The 16,467-nt window shown below is 57.8% G+C and carries 14 protein-coding genes; 6 read left to right on the top strand and 8 right to left on the bottom strand.

Going from position 1 to position 16,467, the window contains the following annotated elements:
• Window positions 1–471 precede the first annotated feature (471 nt).
• Entirely contained in the window at window positions 472–1,200 is a 729-nt protein-coding gene (locus HMPREF2625_RS10400; protein ID WP_037231075.1) for a DUF6318 family protein, read from the top strand.
• A 116-nt stretch (window positions 1,201–1,316) separates the two neighbouring features.
• Window positions 1,317–1,952, top strand: a complete 636-nt coding sequence (locus HMPREF2625_RS10405) for a DUF1643 domain-containing protein (RefSeq protein WP_070524378.1) — start codon at window positions 1,317–1,319, stop codon at window positions 1,950–1,952.
• 13 nt (window positions 1,953–1,965) lie between these two features.
• Here HMPREF2625_RS10405 and hemB read toward each other — a convergent pair whose 3' ends face one another.
• The 7 genes from hemB to hemE all read right to left on the bottom strand — a co-directional run bounded on the left by hemB (window position 1,966) and on the right by hemE (window position 10,123).
• The gene (gene hemB / locus HMPREF2625_RS10410) at window positions 1,966–2,961 is read right to left on the bottom strand and encodes a porphobilinogen synthase (RefSeq protein ID WP_070524485.1); all 996 of its coding nucleotides are present in this window, start codon (window positions 2,959–2,961) and stop codon (window positions 1,966–1,968) included.
• A gap of 38 nt (window positions 2,962–2,999) precedes the next feature.
• Complete coding sequence (locus tag HMPREF2625_RS10415; RefSeq protein ID WP_070524380.1) at window positions 3,000–3,899, bottom strand: uroporphyrinogen-III synthase; 900 nt, start codon at window positions 3,897–3,899, stop codon at window positions 3,000–3,002.
• 2 nt (window positions 3,900–3,901) lie between these two features.
• Window positions 3,902–5,017 carry a hydroxymethylbilane synthase gene (gene hemC / locus HMPREF2625_RS10420; RefSeq protein WP_070524382.1) on the bottom strand — a complete coding sequence of 372 codons (1,116 nt, stop codon included), beginning with the start codon at window positions 5,015–5,017 and terminating at the stop codon, window positions 3,902–3,904.
• A gap of 75 nt (window positions 5,018–5,092) precedes the next feature.
• A complete protein-coding gene (locus tag HMPREF2625_RS10425; protein ID WP_070524384.1) occupies window positions 5,093–6,457 on the bottom strand; it encodes a ferrochelatase in 1,365 nt (454 codons plus the stop codon).
• Window positions 6,454–7,245, bottom strand: a complete 792-nt coding sequence (gene hemQ / locus HMPREF2625_RS10430) for a hydrogen peroxide-dependent heme synthase (protein WP_013397467.1) — start codon at window positions 7,243–7,245, stop codon at window positions 6,454–6,456. The genes HMPREF2625_RS10425 and hemQ overlap by 4 nt, the downstream gene beginning before the upstream one ends.
• Window positions 7,246–7,424: 179 nt before the next feature.
• Window positions 7,425–8,888 carry a protoporphyrinogen oxidase gene (gene hemG / locus HMPREF2625_RS10435; protein WP_070524386.1) on the bottom strand — a complete coding sequence of 488 codons (1,464 nt, stop codon included), beginning with the start codon at window positions 8,886–8,888 and terminating at the stop codon, window positions 7,425–7,427.
• 47 nt (window positions 8,889–8,935) lie between these two features.
• Window positions 8,936–10,123 (bottom strand): uroporphyrinogen decarboxylase, encoded by a 1,188-nt coding sequence (gene hemE / locus HMPREF2625_RS10440; RefSeq protein ID WP_070524388.1) that lies wholly within the window; start codon window positions 10,121–10,123, stop codon window positions 8,936–8,938.
• A gap of 276 nt (window positions 10,124–10,399) precedes the next feature.
• Between hemE and HMPREF2625_RS10445 the strand changes: the two genes are divergently transcribed.
• From HMPREF2625_RS10445 to HMPREF2625_RS10460, 4 genes are all read left to right on the top strand, one after another.
• Window positions 10,400–11,647 (top strand): glutamyl-tRNA reductase, encoded by a 1,248-nt coding sequence (locus HMPREF2625_RS10445; RefSeq protein WP_070524390.1) that lies wholly within the window; start codon window positions 10,400–10,402, stop codon window positions 11,645–11,647.
• A 148-nt stretch (window positions 11,648–11,795) separates the two neighbouring features.
• Complete coding sequence (locus HMPREF2625_RS10450) at window positions 11,796–12,023, top strand: DUF3107 domain-containing protein (RefSeq protein ID WP_004005102.1); 228 nt, start codon at window positions 11,796–11,798, stop codon at window positions 12,021–12,023.
• Between the two features lie 425 nt (window positions 12,024–12,448).
• Window positions 12,449–14,191, top strand: coding sequence for a DEAD/DEAH box helicase (locus tag HMPREF2625_RS10455; protein WP_070524392.1), 1,743 nt, complete (start codon window positions 12,449–12,451; stop codon window positions 14,189–14,191).
• A gap of 7 nt (window positions 14,192–14,198) precedes the next feature.
• Window positions 14,199–15,440: a DNA-methyltransferase gene (locus HMPREF2625_RS10460; protein ID WP_246826789.1), complete on the top strand. Its 1,242-nt coding sequence runs from the start codon at window positions 14,199–14,201 to the stop codon at window positions 15,438–15,440.
• 112 nt (window positions 15,441–15,552) lie between these two features.
• Here the strand turns inward: HMPREF2625_RS10460 and HMPREF2625_RS10465 are convergent, their stop codons facing one another.
• Entirely contained in the window at window positions 15,553–16,416 is an 864-nt protein-coding gene (locus HMPREF2625_RS10465) for a PHP domain-containing protein (protein WP_070524395.1), read from the bottom strand.
• Window positions 16,417–16,467 lie beyond the last annotated feature (51 nt).

The raw sequence follows: 16,467 nt of genomic DNA on the forward strand, positions 1-16,467 counted from the left end.
CTTCTCAATCCGGCACTAAAAGTTATGACAGTAAAGTAAATCTTCTACATTTCTTCAACGGTTTTCTGAGAATATCCTATTAAATTAAATATTTTTTACGTAAACTTTGTGATTGGTTCGCACAAAACGTTTATTCGTCGTACAGTTGCACTAGAGGCACTCTTTTGAGGATCTTCTGCCCTGTATTGTGCGTACCGTTTTGCGCATCCGCACCATGAAATGCGGATATAAGACGCGGCTCTCGCAAGGTACTCGGCGAATCCTCAAAGATTGCCTTGACCTTCCCTAAAGAAGATCACAACGTTCTGCGGCTGGGCGCAAACCTTCCGGATCGGCTAATTCAGGCCGAGAGTATGCGTCACACCATCGTCGGTTAGCTCGCCTGCTGTGCAACACTGAGGTTCTTCTGTGGGGGTACATATCACTTCCGACTATTCACCAACCACTACAACTCAGAAAGCCAATTCACCGATGAGCATCAGCAATAACTTCACCACCTGTACACGCCGAGCCGCGTTCGGTTTTCTAGGAGCTTCGTCTCTGGTAGCGCTCTTGACCGCCTGCGACGACGAGGACAAGCCCGGGGCACGGCCCAGCACGACAACCAGCAGCGCCGCCGCGCCTGAGACCGAACCTCCAGAACCTGCCGATTCACCCAGTGCCGCCCCCAGCTCGTCCGGGCCCAAGTATTCCGGCAAGTCTAAAGCTCCTGCGGGAGAGTTCCGAGCGGCCGATATTTACGGCCCGGCACAGAATGTTCCTAAACCCACAAATCCACCTGGCTACACCGAACCCACCCTTGACGGCATGATGAAAAGCATGAAGGCATGGACGCAATGGCGCAATTACGGCATGCAGACAGGTGATTACACCGAGGCATATAAGTTTGTGTCTAAAAACCTCGTCGAAGAGATTAATGCTTACAACGCAGATGCAAAACTGTACCACGACGGTGGCTGGATTATTGGCGGTGAGCAGCGCTCTTATGATTTCAGAAATGACCCCGTTCACCAGGGTAACGGCGTGTATTCCTGGGATTTCTTCGTGGGATGGTCCTATATCATCACCGTAGGCGCAGATGGCCGGCACAAGCGCAGCAGGAATACCAACTATGCCGATAATCTTTACACGCTTACCGTTCATTATGAAGAAACAGGTTGGATTATCGACAGCATTACCCGCAAGCAAGCCCAGAAATAATTCTTAGATTTTGCTTTCCTAGCCGTGTTAATCCCCGCCGGTACATTCATGATGGATGCGCTGGCGGGGATTTCCAAAAACTGTAGGCTAATACATATACTTAAAAAAGGAACTCGATGGAAATCTCCAAATTGTTGCGCCAGGGTATTTTAGAAGACGGTATTACCTGGAGTTCTGAGCTACTTATAGAAAGATTCCATAGATACCGCTATAGAATTGATAACACTCACGGAACCGGTGAACCCGCTATTTTCATTGGGTTAAACCCAAGTTTAGCCGGAAGCTTTAGAACCTCCGATCCTACGGTAAAAGCTCTAACTCAGGCTATGCTGGGAACCTGTCGTTTTCTCGATCCCGCGCATTCTGCACCATTGCTGCACGCCCGTACAGTGCTACTTATTAATCTATTTACCTTCGTAGAACCAAATGCACACAATATAGATTATTCCCTAGACCAGCATGCGGTTGCCGAATTAGAGACGGTACTTACCGAGTTCCCGCACGCGCCAATCGTCTGTGGCTGGGGCAAAGAGAATAATTCACCTGAGAGCCGGGAAGTGTGGCATCAGCAGATAAGCGAGTTTATCCGGCGGCTCGCAGATCGTTCCTGCTACCGTCTGGAGCTACCATATTCCCATGTTCCTGATGGCTCATTGGATGCGCGTTCCTGGTCACCGCGAGGTATCAACAGTGCCCTCAGGAACTTGCCGTCTGGTACCCGCATGGTCCTTGCCCGGTTTACTCCCCAATAAAGTATCCCTAGGGTTAGTCTTCACGCAGCCAGCGGGCGGCTTCGGTTGCATAGTAGGTGAGAATCATGTCTGCACCCGCGCGGTGAATCGACCGCAGAGCCTCCAACGCCACGGCACGACGATCGATCCAGCCGTTTGCTGCGGCGGCCTCAATCATGGCGTACTCCCCCGACACCTGGTACGCCGCCACCGGCACAGGTGAAAACTCGGCGACCTCACGCACAATATCGAGATAGCTTCCGGCAGGCTTGACCATCACCATATCGGCGCCCTCGTCAATATCGGTCTGCACCTCTAGGAGAGATTCGCGGCGGTTCGCCGGATCCTGCTGATACGTTTTGCGGTTCCCGGTAAAGCTAGACTCCACCGCGTCGCGGAACGGACCAAAGAACGCGGAGGCATACTTCGCCGAATACGCCATGATAGAGACGTTCTGGAACCCGGCCTCGTCCAGTGCGGCGCGCATTGCGGCAATCTGTCCGTCCATCATGCCCGAAGGCGACACCGTGTGCGCCCCGGCGCGTGCCTGAGACACCGCCATCTTGCAGTACAGTTCCACGGTTGCATCGTTATCGACAATCATGGTGCCGTAACCATCATCGACAAGCACGCCGCAGTGCCCGTGAGAGGTGAACTCATCCAGGCAGGTATCGGCCATAATAACAACCTCGTCGCCAAACTCTGCCCGGCAGGCAGCAATAGCGCGGTTCAAAATACCGTTGTCGTCCCAGGCCGCCGAGCCTACCTCGTCCTTATCATCGTCAAGCGGAACCCCGAAGAGGTCGATGCATTTAATGCCCGCCTCCGTGGCCTGACGCACGGCGGGAATCAGAGATTCTAGAGTGTGCTGGTACTGGCCGGGCATTGAGGAAATTGGCTGTGGTTCGCTAATGCCGTCGCGCACGAAAAACACCTGAATAAGCTGCTCGGGACGCAGCGCGGTCTCGGCGGTGAGGGCGCGCATCGCGGCGGTGGTGCGCAGTCGGCGGGGTCGTCGGGTAAGGTTCATCGACATAGCCTTTCTAAAATACTTCTATTATTTAGCGCCTAGGCGGAACGCAGCAGTTCAATGGCTGCTAGAGCTAGGGCCTCCGGGGTGGGAGAAGCAGCCGTCCTATGGCGCAGCCCTAGCTCCTCGCACGTGCGGGCGGTCGTACGGCCAATAGCTGCCACCGGCGGGGTTCGTTCAGGGTTTGGGTTCTCCCCCACCAGTTCTTTGAGCCTTGACGGAGCGGTGGCAACAATAACGTCTACTGCGGCGGAATTCGAGCCAGTACCGGCAGTAAGCTCACGCGCATTCACACAAGAAATCTCCCCCGCCTCAAGTACGGAGGCGGTCGCCGGGACCATCTCATATACCACCGCACGCACGGCACGGAAGCCTAATCCCACTAGCCCTTCACGCAGAGTTGAGCGGGCGTTTGCCCCTTCGAAGACGAGCACGCTCACCTGAGCAGAAAGCATATCGTCCCAGCCCAATGCGGCAGATTCCGGGGTATTCTGCGGCTTACGCAGACTCTCAGGGATGCCCAGCTCAGGGTTGGCGCCCTCGGTAGGAAATTCTGCGAGCATCCCCAGAGCATCCTGTTTTTCGGGCATGAAGTGGGGTTCCAGGCCGATCTCGCGTAGTGCCCGTGCTGTTGCGGATCCCACGCAGGCGATCCGGGTTCCGCCATCGCGCAGTGCCCATGCAAAGGATGTGCCAAAAAGCTCGGCGCAGGAACGCACCGCATTCGCGCTCGTGAAAGTAGCCCAGAGAAAGGCTCCGTCCGCCGCTAAGCTCACCAAGGAAAACAGCGAATACTCGGGCGCAACTGTACGGGGCAGCTGCATGGGCGCAAAATCCACCTGAATCTTCGGAATGCCTCGCTCCGCCGCCAAATCGTTCAAAGCACGCTCAAAAGGCGCACCTTGAGCCGCCGTGCGGGTCAGCAGAACACGAGCCACCTCTATTTCACCTCAAGACCGGCAAGGGCTGCGGCGCCCATCTGAAGCAGGTCTTCGGCAACGCGAATACCCAATCGTTCAGCACCGGGAACATCAAGCTCACCAGTGGCGGACGTGTGTCGCAAGCTTTCGGTACCGTCAGGCGATGCGACAACTGCTGTGAGCACAAGATCGCCGTCTTTGACGGTGGCATAGGCGCCAATGGGGGCGGCGCATCCGGCCTCAAGACGGCGCAGAAGACGACGTTCAGCGGTGACCTCAAGGTGGGTTTCAAAGTGGTCGGCAGCAATAAGCGCTTCCCCCAGGGTGCGCACGGGCCGGGAAATTTCAGAGTCGAATAAGGTCGCGGTATCGGGGTTAGCAAATTCTGTTTCGCGCACTTCAATAGCGAGCGCTCCCTGCCCGGGAGCCGGGAGCATGCGGGAGGGGTCAAGGTACTCGGTAATAACGGATTCTTTGCCAAGGCGTTTGAGCCCCGAAACGGCGAGGATGACGGCATCGCAATCACCGGTGTTTTCGGTACCGATTCCACGGTGTGCGGCTTCGTCGGTTTCGGTGCTGTCACGCACGACGACTTGGCGGTTTCCGTGTTCTTCGAGCCCTTTCACGCGGGCTATACGAGTGCCCACGTTGCCGCGAATATCAACGATTTCAAGGTCGGGGCGCAGGGCATGTACCTGTGCGGCGCGGCGCGGTGACCCGGTACCGACGCGGGCACCCGTAGGTAGGGTATCGAGGGTGAGGTTATCGCGCGCTACCAGGGCATCGCGCGGGTCTTCGCGTTCAAGAATTGCCGCAATAACGAGCCCGGGGCACGGTTCGGCAGGTAAGTCTTTGAGGGAGTGCACCGCAACATCGACTCCACCGGAGGTATCACCGTCGAGAAGGCGCTGGCGCAGTGCGGCGGCGAAGACTCCGGTGCCGCCGAGGGTTGCGAGCGGTCCGGTGAGCACATCCCCGTCGGTTTTGACGGTGGTGATGTCAAAGGATAGGGTGCGTTCGGCACCGTGTTCGCGGGAGTGAGCGTTGAACACCTGAACGATGTGTTCAGCGGCAAGGGTGCTCTGGGTGAGCGCCAAGGCTGAGCCTCGGGTGCCGAGAATATAGGGGTCGCTCATGGTTCTCCTCAGGTTTTATGGGTACCGTATATGCGGGTTCATCACTCGGATGGGATCCCGCATATACGGCGGCGCTTATACGTGCTCATGACAGCAGGCACAGGTTTTCTTAGGGGTATACTCCGCGATCACAGGTTTTTCCTGACCGCGCTGGGGTTTACAGCAGTCGGGGTCACATTCGTCGAACCAACCGAGTTCGCCGGATATGGACTCCCCGAAAACGCTTTCGCGCCTGTCGTGGCCGGATTCTGCAGGCTCAGCCATACGCTCGGCAATCAGGCGGCGCAGCGATTCTACATAGGCGGGGTGCACGCCGGGAGTGGGGGTGCGCACCGCCACGATACCGTGGTTACGGCAGGTTTCCATCGCCTCGGTATCGAGGTCCCAGAGGACTTCCATATGGTCAGAGACGAATCCCAGCGGAACCATAATAATGCCGTCTACGTCACCGGCAATTTTATCGATGGCATCGTTAACATCGGGCTCTAGCCAGGGCGTGGAGGGTGAGCCGGAACGCGACTGATAGACGAGCTCCCAATCGATGTTATCCAGAAGGCTCTCGTCCTGTTCGCGGATCTTTGCAAGAATAGCGCGCGCCACCTGCAGGTGTTTCTCCACATAGGCGGAACCACCCTCGTAGTCGATTCCGCGCGGACCCGCCTCATTAGCGGCAGAGGTCGGCACCGAATGGGTGCAGAACATAATGCGAATGCGCCCATTCCCGGCAGCCGCTGTTCCGTCAGCAATGCGCTCCGCCACGGTACTGCGAACCTGTTTCAGCCCGTTCTCTAAGCCCTCAGTAAAGGCCTCAACGAACCCGGGGGCATCGAAAAATTGGCGAATCTTATCGATGCGCATGCGGTCTTGAAGACCGAGTTTCTCCAGCGCCACGCCGTAGTCTTCGCGGTATTGGCGGCAGCTGGAGTACCCGGGGTAGGCACTGGTGGCGAGCACCAGAATATTGCGGTGCCCTTCCTCATAAGCCTGCTGTACTACGTCGGTCACATAGGGTTTCCAGTTGCGGTTTGCCCACACGATCGGAATATGCGGCCCACGTTCCTGCATGGCTTCTCGAAGTGCCACCAAAAGCGCACGATTCTGCTCGTTAATGGGCGAGATACCACCGTTTGCGCGGTAGTGGGTGGCGACTTCCTCCAGACGTTCATCGGGTATGCCGCGCCCCGCCGTAACGTTGCGCAGGAAGGGAATCACGTCTTCCTGTCCTTCGGGCCCGCCGAAGGAAGAAAGAATCACCAGGTCATAGGGGGCGGGCACGGCGGTGCGAGAGCGTGTAATACCGCACTCCCCCCGGTACGACTTTAGCGTCTCGGGGGTGAGCACTGCTGGTCCGTTGGAGGCGGTATTTGCGGGGTCTGTAGCGTTCGGGCAAACATCGTCCGGGACGTTCCCGCAGCACCCTGCGCGTACGGTCTCACTCACGCGAGCACCTCGGCGACATCGGCGGCGTTCACACGACGACCGGTGTAGAAGGGAATTTCTTCACGCACGTGCAGGCGTGCCTCGGTATTGCGGAAGTGGCGCATCATATCGACCAGATCGACCAATTCGGGAGCCTCAAGGGCGAGTACCCATTCGTAGTCGTTCAAACCGAAGGTTGCCACGGTGTTCGCGAGCACCTGCGGGAAATCGATAGCCTTCATGCCGTGGTTCTTGAGCATTTCGGCGCGGCGTTCGGGATTCATGTAGTACCAGTCGTAGGAACGCACGAAGGGGTAAACGCATACCCATGCCTCGGGTGCCTTCTGGCGCGCATAGGCGGGTGCATGGTTGCGGGTGAATTCTGCCTCGCGGTGCACGCCCATAGTCGACCAGACGATGGTGGTCGCGCTGAAGAGCGCGGTACGGCGAATCTTGCGCACGGCTGCCTGCAGCTTTTCGGGGGTCGGCCCGTGGGTCCACACCATAACATCTGCGTTATCGCGCATAGCGGAAACATCGTAGAGCCCGCGTAGCGTTACGCCGTCCGCTTTGAGCTCCTCGATGAGCTGCTCGAACTCTGCGATAGCTTCCGCTGAGGATGCGCTCTCGGCACGCTGCCCGGCACGGGCGAAGACGGTGTACAGGGTATAGTGCAGAGTTTCGCCTTCTTCACGACCGCGTTTGTTCTCATCAGCTGGGGAATGCTGCACGGCATATCCTTTGGGCGCGCCCCCGTACCCGCTTCCATGAGAGCCGTGAGCCGCATTCTGATGTTCTTCGTGAGACATTTTCTTCCTTTCGGTGAAAACCGCCCAAGATTCGCTGAATGTTTTCTGTTCACCTGCGAGTCTCAGCCAAACAGATCTTAGTCTGCCTGCGGTTATGCTCCTCACTCGTGAGGTTTTGTCTTCTGTTTTCTTTGGTTAACACGGTGCCTGCACTGCGCGGGCAGCCGCAAGTATCTTCGTCACTTCGAGGCGCGTTTTTGTGTTATATGTGCAATGAATTGATCCAGCTGTTCCTGGGTATCGCGCACCACGGCGGCGAGTCCGGATCCTGCGGCCCACGAACCAACCGTGCAGACGGTATCGAGTTCTGCCGCGCGTTCACGGAAAAGCTGCACACGCTCGCGGTATCCGGGCGTTGAGAGAGGCAGCACGCCGTTCCAGCGAACCACATCTGCGTCCACCAGATTTTGGGCAGTAATGGGCACATCGAGCAGTTTCGAGGCGTCGCGCAAGGCGAGGGTGATCAGTTGGTCTTCGTCAAGAGAAACGTCGGAGAAAGTACTCTGTTCTCCCCCGCGGCCGTAGGAAAGTCGCACCACGTGGCGGTTCTTGCCTGCCTCTTCGGCTACCCACGCCCATTTAGCGGTGGCATGGGTGAGCGCTTTGGCACGCACGTTCGTCACGGCTTCGGAAACCAGCAGACCCGTACCACGCGGGTTCGAGTTAAGCGCGGGCTGATCGACAACGAGCGTTACAAGAGCAACCTCGGGACCGGGGTCAATATTAGGCAGAGAACTTCCCTTAATATGCGGTCCGAGCAGACGCGCAGCGGTGGAACCATCGGTAGCAATCACCAAATAATCGGCGCCCACCGAGGCAGCTTTCTCACCGTCGCTGCGGCGGCGAATTACCACCCATTCATTAGTGATGGGGTCACGATCCACCGCGATCACGCCGCATTCGGGAATGTACCGCACGGGTGCGGGCATCTTCTCGATAAGCTGTTCGATCAGCAGGTGCATGCCCCCAGATAGTCCGGCGACCTGGGAACCCGCGGGTGCTTGAGCGCGTATCGCGGCGGAGGCGGCGGCTAGGGACTTATGCTTTTTCAGCCCTTCGCGTAAGCCGGGGATAACGGCATCAATATCGAGCATATCCGGGTGGGTCGAGTACACCCCGGAGACCACGGGCGCAACCAGATTATCGAGTACTTTTTTACCCATACGGGCACGTACCAGTTCGCCCAGCGTCTTTGCGTTTGCCCCAACCGAGGCGGGAAGCACCTTATCCATGCGAGCGCGGCGCAAACCGCTTTTACCGAGCACACCAGCCAAAGATTTATCGGAAAGATCGCCGGGAATGCCCATAATTCCAGTACTCGGGGTCTTTCGGGCACCCTGAGGCAGATACAGCCATGAACCGTGGGAGTTGGGATGCACAATCTGGTCGTCTAGACCAAGCTCTTTGATGAGGTTTGTCACGGTTGGGGTTCGGGTCGCATAGGATTCCGCACCGGAATCTAGCACCAAACCGGCGACCTTATGCGCGCCGAGGGCGCCCCCCAGATAATCGTTCTGGTCTAGGACGGTTACGTTCACTCCGGCATCGGTAAGACGACGCGCCGCCAACAACCCAGAAATGCCGCCGCCAACTACGATGGCGCTTGGTGCATGATGATTCTTGTGCTGATGTACCATATTCATCCCCGTTAATGTTTCGGTTCTAACTGCCTCTCTTAAGAGTATCCGTTTTATGGGCGTCGGGTGCGTTCGTGAAGATATGTCACTAGATCGGTGAGCACCTGCGGGTCCGTTGTGGGCGGCACCCCGTGCCCCAGGTTCACGATATGGGCGGGGGCGCTCGCCCCGGCGGCGAGTACCTCGTCCGCGTGAGCATATAGAGTCTCACGCCCTGCGGCTAAAAGCGCGGGATCGATATTTCCCTGAAGCGGCACCGCGCCGTTGAGCCTGCGGTTTGCCTCATCAAGAGGCAGGCGGTAGTCCACCCCGATCACATCGGCACCAGCTTCATGCATGGCGGGCAGCAACTCGGCGGTTCCGGTACCAAAGTGGATGCGCGGCACCCCAAATTCTTCGACCATGCTCAAGGTGGTGGCAGAGTGTTCCTGCACATACCGGCGGTAGTCTGCTTCCCCTAAAGAGCCTGCCCAAGAGTCGAAGAGCTGCACGGCGGATGCACCCGCCTCGATCTGAGCCCGCAAAAACTGCCCCGAGGTGCGCGCGGCCCACTGCGCCAACTCGCGCCAGGCAACGGGGTCAGCATGCATCATGGTGCGGGGACGCAGGTGATCGCGGGAGGGACCACCCTCAACCATATAGGCGGCAACGGTGAAAGGAGCACCCGCAAAACCAATGAGAGGGGTGGAACCGAGCATGTCGACGGTTGCTGCGACTGCCTCACGAATGGGGTCAAGTGCCGCATCGGTCAGTTCGGGCAGGGAACGCACTTCATCAAGCGTGCGCACGGGATGTTCGAGTACGGGACCGCGACCGGGCACAATATCGACATTCACGCCCGCGAGTTTCATGGGGATAACGATATCCGAAAAGAAAATACCGGCATCGACTTTGTGGCGGCGCACCGGCTGCACGGTAATCTCGGCGGCAAGTTCGGGTGTCAAACAGGCGTCCAACATGGGAATTCCCTCGCGCGCCTTGCGATACTCGGGCAGCGAACGCCCCGCTTGGCGCATAAACCAGACCGGACGATGCTCAGATGCGCGCCCGGTGAGTGCCTGCAGCATCGGAGAATCGGCGGTTTGAGCGGCACGCAGCGGGTGAGATGCGCTCAGGCGCGACAGCTGCGCCTCGGTCAGCAAATCACGCTGGCGATCTCTCGGGTGATTACCCACTGTAGAGCGCGACTGCTGAGAATCTGCACCATTGGCGGCTCGCTGGGGCTGCTGGGTTTCGGTCATACCCTCTAGTTTGACAGGTTTTCGCGCCTGTTTTTATGACACGGTGTCATAAAGTACCCCTTCGTAACCTTTATAAGTTTTGGTGTAGGGTTACCTTATTTTTAAAGCTGTTTTAGCTATCTCAAAATTTATTTACCCTAAGTTTTTATACACCGGTCCTTTGCTGGGCCTTGTTGGGCATAGTTCGGGACCTTTTCACACAAACTCACATTATTGGGAGCCAGCTCACGTTAGGTTACACTCACCGACTAAAAATGTGTTTATGATTATTGTCTAGTGGCTACGTACTCATTTGTTGCATCACACAGGATCATCGATCTCACCACCGTCGCTCTACTGAGCAACGGTGCAGCTGGCATACCCGAGCTTTTTCGTACCGAAACCGCGCAAAACTTGGGCGTTACCGGCACTATTGTGCTGGCAACCTGCAACCGCCTCGAAATTTATGTGCAGCTCTCGGTGGCCGAGCATTTAGGCCCCGTAAGCGATATGCTCTACGCCGAGATTGCGCAAAAATCTGAACTCGATGCAGAGCTTATTGCAGACAGTTTTGAAATCTATGAAAACCTTGAAGCTGCCAAACATCTCTTTACAGTGGCATCAGGGCTAGAGTCCGCCGTGGTCGGCGAGCGCGAAATCGCCGGGCAAGTGCGCCGTGCGCTTGCCTACGCCCAAGAAGAAGGGGCGGTTCCCGGGGAGCTTGTACAGCTTTTCGAGCATGCGGCACACACCGCCCGTCAGGTTGGGCAGCACACCACTATCGGGTCACAGGGGCGTTCCATCGTCTCGGTTGCTCTCGATTTGGCGGATGCGGTCGCCGAGAAAGACTGGAAAACCCGCCGTGCTCTCGTCTTTGGAACGGGTGCCTACGCGGGTGCTACTATTGCAGCCCTGCGTGAACGCGGATGCGAAGACATTTGGGTTAACTCCCGTTCGGGCCGCGCCCCGGAGTTTGCCGCAAAACGCGATGTTCGCGCGGTTCCCAAAGGTGAAACGTATAAGGCCATGGAACAGGCGGATGTGATTGTTGGCTGCTCGGGCGGGTCTGACCCGCTCTCCCCCGCCGAAATTCCACCGGGGCATCATACAATCCTTGACTTAGCGCTCTCCCGAGATTTTGATCCCGCTATTGCGGATCTGCCGCAGGTGGAGCTTATTACCTTAGAGTCCGTGCGTTTGGCCGCCCCCGAAGAAACTGAGGAGGCGGTCGCTACCGCCGAGCGCATCGTCGAGTCTGAAACGCAGGCCTTTGCTGCACGGCAAAAGACTCGCAATATTGATTCGGCAATCGTGGCGCTTCGCTCTCATACTATGGAGGTGCTGGACGAAGAGCTCGATAAGGTACGCAGCCAATTCGGTTGTACCGCCGCCACCGAGCAGCTCGAACTCGCAATGCGCCGCATGGTGAAGTCCCTTCTGCACACCCCCACGATACGCGCGAAACAGCTCGCAACCCAGGGGCGAACCTCCGACTACATTGCGGCGCTCGAAACGCTCTACGGAATCACCATCGACGACCGCTAATTGCGGGATAATCTTCTGCACGCTGCGCTTTATTCCACCGCAGCCCTAAGCCACAGGCGAATCATGCGCGCATCCTTACGGCATCCGCCTGGCAGGCACGGTACACTAAATCCAGAAGAAAACACCGCTGACGGCTTGAAGGGTCATCATGGAAATCAAAATTGGCATTCGTCACATTAGCCGCGAAGTTACGCTCGAAACCAAGGAAAGCGTCGAGACTATCCGAACCAAGGTAGCCGACGCCATTACGAACGGTTCCCTCCTTGAGATCACCGACGATAAGGGAGCAACCACCCTCGTACCCGGTGAGCAGATCGGTTATGTTGAACTCGGCTCCGAAGAGAAGCGCCGCGTTGGGTTCGGTGTCGGCGCCTAATAGCAGGGGTACACCCAATAATTTTTACGAAGCCCGCATTCACGGTTTTGCCGTATGAATGCGGGCTTCGCGCATTCATACGGCAGTACGCATACTCGACATATCGACCTGTAAGGGTGCATCTGACGCCAAGACGGGTTAAGATTTAAGGGTTAAGTGGATGCCCGGTCGTTCTTGATATACCAGACACCGCGTCTTTCCGAGAGCCTGAGTTCTTTTACGGCAGGTACATCTTCAAGAGCTCGGCTTCGGAATATGAATTTCCCGCGATCGGCTTCCTTCACCTAGCGCCAGCCCGGCGTTGTGAACACACCGTGCTCCCCACAGCACAGTACTTGGGCAGCTACACGGCATAACACCTGTGCACACTCACGCACAGGTACGGGCGCGGCGCAAACCGCCCGATCAGGGCAGGAAGATATGAGATGACCGACGCTCAAAACGCGACGACCGATGAGGCCCAGCCTTCCTCAACACCACAGTCTTCCCCCAAGTCCTTTGCCGACTTTGGGGTCCGCCAAGATATTAGCGATGCGCTTGCCGCTGTGGGCATTGTGAGCCCCTTCCCCATCCAGGAAATGACCCTGCCGGTCGCACTTGCCGGGCATGACATTATTGGGCAGGCAAAAACCGGTACCGGTAAAACCCTCGGGTTCGGTCTCCCCACGATTCAACGTGTGGTGGGTCGTGACGACGATCAGTGGGGTTCGCTACAGAAGCCGGGGGCGCCTCAGGCGCTTATCTTGGTACCCACCCGCGAGCTTGCAATTCAGGTGGGTAACGATTTAGCGGTAGCCTCTAAACTGCGCAACGCCCGAGTGGCAACCCTGTACGGCGGCGTTCCCTACGAGCCTCAGGTTGAGCAGCTCACCAAGGGGCTGGAAGTTGTGGTCGGCACTCCCGGGCGCCTGATCGACCTGTACCAGCATGGTGCGCTCACCCTCACCCAGGTAAAAACGGTGGTGCTGGATGAGGCCGATGAGATGCTCGACCTAGGCTTTTTGCCTTCCGTCGAAAAAATTATGGGGTACCTACCCACCGACCGCCAGACCATGCTGTTCTCCGCGACGATGCCCGGCCCGGTGATCACGATGGCGCGCAAATACATGACTAAGCCCATGCATATCAGTGCGGCAGACCCGGAAGATCACGCCAAGACCAAAGCCTCGATTCGTCAGGTGGTTTACCGCGTGCACCATATGGATAAGGACGAAATGCTCGGCCGCATCCTGCGTGCTCATGGACGCGGACGCACCGTGATCTTCACAAAGACCAAGCGCGATGCCGCGCGTGTTGCCGATGAGCTTATCGCGCGCGGATTCGCCGCCGCTCCCCTGCACGGCGACCTCAACCAGGGCGCTCGCGAGCAGGCTTTGCGTGCTTTCCGCAACGGCAAGGTGGATATTCTGGTGGCAACCGATGTTGCGGCTCGCGGTATCGATGTGGAAGACGTAACCCATGTGATTAACCACCGCGTGCCCGAAGACGAGAAAACCTATCTGCACCGCACCGGACGTACCGGTCGTGCGGGTCATGAGGGTACCGCCGTAACCTTCGTGGATTGGGAGGATATTGCCCGGTGGCGCCTCATTAACGATGCGCTCGATCTAGGCGTTTCCGACCCCGTAGAAACTTATTCTTCTTCTGAGCATCTGTTCTACGATCTGGATATTCCGCCGGGAACCAAGGGCCGCCTGCCGCGTTCCGAGCAGACTCTCGAAGGTTTGGATGCGGAGCACCTTGATGATTATGGCGACTCGCGCTCTTCGCGGGGCAGTTCCCGTTCCTCTCGGGGCTCGCGTTCGCGCGGTTCTAAACCCCGCGGCTCCCGCGGCGGTTCCCGCAAGGCAAAGTCCGAAAAGCGCGGGGAGGATTCGCCCTCGAAGGATGCCGCACCGAAGCGTGAACGCCGACCGCGCCGCCGTACTCGACGTGTTGAGGGTGAAACCGTTGAGACACACGCCGGGAAAACCGTTGGGAAATCCGCTGAGAAAAAATCGGCTAAGAAATCCGGCTCTGCCAAGGATAGCTCGGTTGAGAAAACAGATTCTAAAGGCTCATCGCGCCGCCGCAGCCGTCGCCGTTCCGGGAATAAGGGCAAGGCAGACTCGACCGCAGCCAAGACAAAGGGGCGGAAGAAGTCTGATGCCGCATCGGGTGAGGAGTAAATAGCGAGTGAGCGAAGCAGTATCCTCCGCCGACGCATCTGTGCCCAAACGGTCGGGTACCGGCGATGTTCCAGCTTTCGATCCGAACGGTTCCTCGCTGGTAGTTCAGGCCGATAATCTGGCGTATCTGAGCGAGCTGCCAAGTTCCTCGTTCACTGTGATCTACATTGATCCGCCGTTTAATACCGGCAAAACCCAGACCCGGCGTACCCTCAAAACCGCCCCCGCTGCAGACGGCGAAGAACAGGGAAAAGGCAACGGTAATCGCACCGGATTTCAGGGCAAAAGCTACACGAGTGCCCTGCAAACCCTTGCGAGTTATCACGATGCTTTTGAGGACTACTGGGCGTTCTTAGAGCCGCGTATTAGGCAGGCTCACCGTCTGCTCACGGAGGATGGCACCCTCTACCTGCACCTCGATTGGCGTGAAGTTCACTACGCCAAGGTTATGTGCGACATGATTTTTGGGCGCGATTGTTTTATCAACGAGATTATTTGGGCCTACGACTACGGCGCAAAATCGACAAAGCGCTGGCCCACTAAACACGACAATATCTTGATGTATGTCAAGAACCCGCAGGAATACTACTTCAATGCGGATGCGGTAGACCGCGAACCCTATATGGCCCCTGGTCTGGTGACCGAAGAGAAAGCAGCGCGCGGCAAACTCCCCACCGATGTGTGGTGGCATACAATCGTTTCGCCCACGGGTAAGGAAAAGACCGGGTACCCCACGCAAAAGCCGCTGGGTCTGCTCAAGCGGATGATTGCTGCTTCGTCACGCCCGGGCGACTGGGTGCTGGATTTCTTCGCTGGTTCCGGTACCACCGGTGCGGCTGCGGCGGCATTGGGGCGCAGGTTCGTGTGTGTGGATCAGAACCCGCCCGCGATTGAGGTCATGGCGAAACGCCTGAACGTAGATGCTGAATCGTTCGCCGACTACCGCGGCGTTCCGCGCGGTGCGGCGGTGCTGTTTACTCCGCATCGTCACGTGGGGGTTCGCGGGGGTACCTCTCGGGATGCGCTCACGGCGGCATCGCGGCGCGCACTGGCAGAACAGAGCAAGAAGATTCAGGAGCGTGTGAAGCCTATAGACGGGGCGCACAGCCAGTTTGTGCGGCATCCTTCGACCGATGTTTTGGAACGCGAGCTGCGCGCCCAGGCTCGCGAAAAACTGCGTAAAGACCGCAAACGCCAAGAGCTGACGAAGAAGCGGAAGCAGGTCAAGGAGACGGCGGCGTCTTCATAGCGGACTGACCCGGCGTATGCCGTACACTTTGCTGCATCTTCGTAGGGTTTAACCGTACGATATGCGGCAAAGTGTACGGGTTACAGTGATTACTTTAGTTCGGTTGTGAGCTTTAGCCGCGAATCTGGGCGCGGATCGCCTCAACAGTTTCGCGGGCAGTGGTATTCTCCCCCAGCTGGTTTGGTTTGCCCGCACCGTGGTAGTCGCTGGAACCGGTCACCAAAAGCTCACGGTCGCGCGCAAATTCCAACAGACGCGCACGATTCGGTTCAGAATTTTCGCGGTGGTAGACCTCGACCCCGGCGAGGCCCGCATCCGCCATCTGCCCCAGGTATTCAAGCGGCAACGCAGGCCCACGATTTTCACTCATCGGATGCGCCACCACCGGCACACCGCCCGCCGCGCGCACCAACCGAGTCGCCTCCAGCGGGTCCATACTCTCCTGCGGCACATAGTAGGGTGAGCCCGCATAGAGAATACGACCGAACGCCTCCTCACGGCTGGCGACGATTCCGGCGGCGATCAGCGCATCCGCAATATGGGGTCGCCCCACCGATGCATTCTCTTCACCCGTCTGTTCCTGCACATGCTCCCAGGTGAGCGGGTAGTCGGCGGATAGTAGCTCAACGATGCGCCGCGCCCGCCCCGCACGCGAGCACCGAATTTCCTCAACCCGCCGCGCCAACTCGGAGGATTGCGGGTCATACCCGTAGGCCAGCAGATGCACGCTCTTAGTACGCTTTCGCCCCTGCTCATCGCGGTACGTATAACGGCACGAAAACTCGGCACCGGGCAGAAAATCCAGCCCGTACTCCCCCGCCAGCTCGGCCGCCTGCGACCATCCGCACGCGGTGTCATGGTCGGTAAGCGCGAATCCTGTCAGTCCCGCCTCGTGAATAAGCGGAATTAATTCGGTGAGCGGCTGAGTACCATCAGAAATTGCAGAGTGAATATGCAGATCGTAACGTTCGGTCATAGTTCTAACTCTAACGCACCCCACGTCCGCATCACCCGCGATAGTGCCTCG

The sequence above is a fragment of the Rothia sp. HMSC064D08 genome (genome assembly GCF_001809525.1).
Classification (GTDB): Bacteria; Actinomycetota; Actinomycetes; order Actinomycetales; family Micrococcaceae; genus Rothia; species Rothia dentocariosa.

Bases quoted from the DNA above. Each gene is read 5' to 3' on its own strand.
- hemG (WP_070524386.1), bottom strand. From the start codon at position 8,888: ATGAATATGGTACATCAGCACAAGAATCATCATGCACCAAGCGCCATC.
- hemB (WP_070524485.1), bottom strand. From the start codon at position 2,961: ATGAACCTTACCCGACGACCCCGCCGACTGCGCACCACCGCCGCGATG.
- HMPREF2625_RS10450 (WP_004005102.1), top strand. From the start codon at position 11,796: ATGGAAATCAAAATTGGCATTCGTCACATTAGCCGCGAAGTTACGCTC.
- hemE (WP_070524388.1), bottom strand. From the start codon at position 10,123: ATGACCGAAACCCAGCAGCCCCAGCGAGCCGCCAATGGTGCAGATTCT.
- HMPREF2625_RS10455 (WP_070524392.1), top strand. From the start codon at position 12,449: ATGACCGACGCTCAAAACGCGACGACCGATGAGGCCCAGCCTTCCTCA.
- hemQ (WP_013397467.1), bottom strand. From the start codon at position 7,245: ATGTCTCACGAAGAACATCAGAATGCGGCTCACGGCTCTCATGGAAGC.
- HMPREF2625_RS10465 (WP_070524395.1), bottom strand. From the start codon at position 16,416: ATGACCGAACGTTACGATCTGCATATTCACTCTGCAATTTCTGATGGT.
- HMPREF2625_RS10400 (WP_037231075.1), top strand. From the start codon at position 472: ATGAGCATCAGCAATAACTTCACCACCTGTACACGCCGAGCCGCGTTC.
- HMPREF2625_RS10405 (WP_070524378.1), top strand. From the start codon at position 1,317: ATGGAAATCTCCAAATTGTTGCGCCAGGGTATTTTAGAAGACGGTATT.
- hemC (WP_070524382.1), bottom strand. From the start codon at position 5,017: ATGAGCGACCCCTATATTCTCGGCACCCGAGGCTCAGCCTTGGCGCTC.